Source organism: Microbacterium sp. AISO3, assembly GCF_002204305.1.
Lineage (GTDB): Bacteria > Actinomycetota > Actinomycetes > Actinomycetales > Microbacteriaceae > Microbacterium > Microbacterium arborescens.
The window spans coordinates 1-621 of record NZ_NHRF01000037.1 but is presented as its reverse complement, the minus strand read 5'-3'; the positions used below and the strand labels follow the sequence as shown (position 1 = coordinate 621).

The window sequence follows — 621 nt, the reverse complement described above, 5'->3', positions numbered from 1 at the left end:
GTTTCTTCCGTGTCAGCACCGGGGCGTTGGCATAATGCAATACGTGTACGCGCTAAACCCTGTGTGCATCGTTTTAATTATTCCCGGACACTCCCGCAGAGAAGTTCCCCGTCAGGGCTGTGGACATAGTTAATCCGGGAATACAATGACGATTCATCGCACCTGACATACATTAATAAATATTAACAATATGAAATTTCAACTCATTGTTTAGGGTTTGTTTAATTTTCTACACATACGATTCTGCGAACTTCAAAAAGCATCGGGAATAACACCATGAAAAAAATGCTACTCGCTACTGCGCTGGCCCTGCTTATTACAGGATGTGCTCAACAGACGTTTACTGTTCAAAACAAACCGGCAGCAGTAGCACCAAAGGAAACCATCACCCATCATTTCTTCGTTTCTGGAATTGGGCAGAAGAAAACTGTCGATGCAGCCAAAATTTGTGGCGGCGCAGAAAATGTTGTTAAAACAGAAACCCAGCAAACATTCGTAAATGGATTGCTCGGTTTTATTACTTTAGGCATTTATACTCCGCTGGAAGCGCGTGTGTATTGCTCACAATAATTGCATGAGTTGCCCATCGATATGGGCAACTCTATCTGCACTGCTCATTAA

General features: G+C 43.0%; 1 protein-coding gene. It reads left to right on the top strand.

What is annotated here, in order from left to right; genetic code table 11:
• The first annotated feature begins 276 nt into the window (after window positions 1-276).
• On the top strand, window positions 277-570 hold the full coding sequence (bor, locus tag CBF90_RS16180; protein WP_000738492.1) for a serum resistance lipoprotein Bor: 294 nt from the start codon (window positions 277-279) through the stop codon (window positions 568-570).
• The last annotated feature ends 51 nt before the right edge of the window (window positions 571-621 follow it).

Bases quoted from the DNA above. Each gene is read 5' to 3' on its own strand.
- bor (WP_000738492.1), top strand. From the start codon at position 277: ATGAAAAAAATGCTACTCGCTACTGCGCTGGCCCTGCTTATTACAGGA.